Below are 2,039 nucleotides of genomic sequence, written 5' to 3'. Positions count from 1 at the left end.
TGAAGTCGAGTGCGTCCGATCCTTGAGAACTCAACAGCGTGCACAATGTCAAATGCCAAAAACCTCGGCCGTAGGGCTCCTTTCTAGGGGGTACCGCGGAAGAGATTCCTTTGGAAAACATTTAAACAACAAAGCAAGTCAGTAATGATTTGTTCTGTCAGTTTCAAACTTGCAGATTGTTCGCCTATTCCGGTGGCTTTCTGCACTAGATGTGCCGGTCACTTCGGTGGTCGTGCAGTCAAACATTTACGGAGAGTTTGATCCTGGCTCAGGACGAACGCTGGCGGCGTGCTTAACACATGCAAGTCGAACGGTGATGAGGAGCTTGCTCTTTTGATCAGTGGCGAACGGGTGAGTAACACGTGAGCAATCTGCCCTTGACTCTGGGATAAGCGTTGGAAACGACGTCTAATACCGGATACGACCTTGGAAGGCATCTTCTGGGGTGGAAAGAATTTTGGTCAAGGATGAGCTCGCGGCCTATCAGCTAGTTGGTGAGGTAATGGCTCACCAAGGCGACGACGGGTAGCCGGCCTGAGAGGGTGACCGGCCACACTGGGACTGAGACACGGCCCAGACTCCTACGGGAGGCAGCAGTGGGGAATATTGCACAATGGGCGAAAGCCTGATGCAGCAACGCCGCGTGAGGGACGACGGCCTTCGGGTTGTAAACCTCTTTTAGTAGGGAAGAAGCGTTAAAGTGACGGTACCTGCAGAAAAAGCACCGGCTAACTACGTGCCAGCAGCCGCGGTAATACGTAGGGTGCAAGCGTTGTCCGGAATTATTGGGCGTAAAGAGCTCGTAGGCGGTTTGTCGCGTCTGCTGTGAAAACCCGAGGCTCAACCTCGGGCCTGCAGTGGGTACGGGCAGACTAGAGTGCGGTAGGGGAGATTGGAATTCCTGGTGTAGCGGTGGAATGCGCAGATATCAGGAGGAACACCAATGGCGAAGGCAGATCTCTGGGCCGTAACTGACGCTGAGGAGCGAAAGCATGGGGAGCGAACAGGATTAGATACCCTGGTAGTCCATGCCGTAAACGTTGGGAACTAGATGTGGGGACCATTCCACGGTCTCCGTGTCGCAGCTAACGCATTAAGTTCCCCGCCTGGGGAGTACGGCCGCAAGGCTAAAACTCAAAGGAATTGACGGGGGCCCGCACAAGCGGCGGAGCATGCGGATTAATTCGATGCAACGCGAAGAACCTTACCAAGGCTTGACATATAGAGGAAACGGTTGGAAACAGTCGCCCCGCAAGGTCTCTATACAGGTGGTGCATGGTTGTCGTCAGCTCGTGTCGTGAGATGTTGGGTTAAGTCCCGCAACGAGCGCAACCCTCGTCCTATGTTGCCAGCACGTAATGGTGGGAACTCATGGGATACTGCCGGGGTCAACTCGGAGGAAGGTGGGGATGACGTCAAATCATCATGCCCCTTATGTCTTGGGCTTCACGCATGCTACAATGGCCGGTACAAAGGGCTGCAATACCGCAAGGTGGAGCGAATCCCAAAAAGCCGGTCTCAGTTCGGATTGAGGTCTGCAACTCGACCTCATGAAGTCGGAGTCGCTAGTAATCGCAGATCAGCAACGCTGCGGTGAATACGTTCCCGGGCCTTGTACACACCGCCCGTCAAGTCATGAAAGTCGGTAACACCCGAAGCCAGTGGCCTAACCCGCAAGGGGAGGAGCTGTCGAAGGTGGGATCGGTGATTAGGACTAAGTCGTAACAAGGTAGCCGTACCGGAAGGTGCGGCTGGATCACCTCCTTTCTAAGGAGCACAGCAGTGCCGTCTGTCTACAGCGGAGTAACACTGCCAAGCCATTTCGGGAGCACATGTTTCCCGGTGGCGCTCATGGGTGGAACATTGACATTGATGCGCAGAGTTCACTTTTGAATCCAGTACGCCTGGTGTTGCTTGCAACGCCTCGTTGGAGCGGTTTGGTTGTGGATGACGCGCATATGCACGCTGTTGGGTCCTGAGGGACCGGAACGACTGGGGCTTCGGCTTGGGTTGGACTGTTCCTCTGGACCTTTTCCTGT

The 2,039-nt window shown here is 54.7% G+C and carries 1 rRNA gene; it reads left to right on the top strand.

The features are described 5' to 3' along the window. Positions 1-245: 245 nt before the first annotated feature. Positions 246-1,767, top strand: a 16S ribosomal RNA gene (locus CXY81_RS00025). Positions 1,768-2,039: the final 272 nt, after the last annotated feature.

The organism is Cryobacterium sp. M25, from assembly GCF_002929635.1.
GTDB lineage: Bacteria > Actinomycetota > Actinomycetes > Actinomycetales > Microbacteriaceae > Cryobacterium > Cryobacterium sandaracinum.
This window is presented reverse-complemented; position numbering and strand designations above follow the sequence as displayed.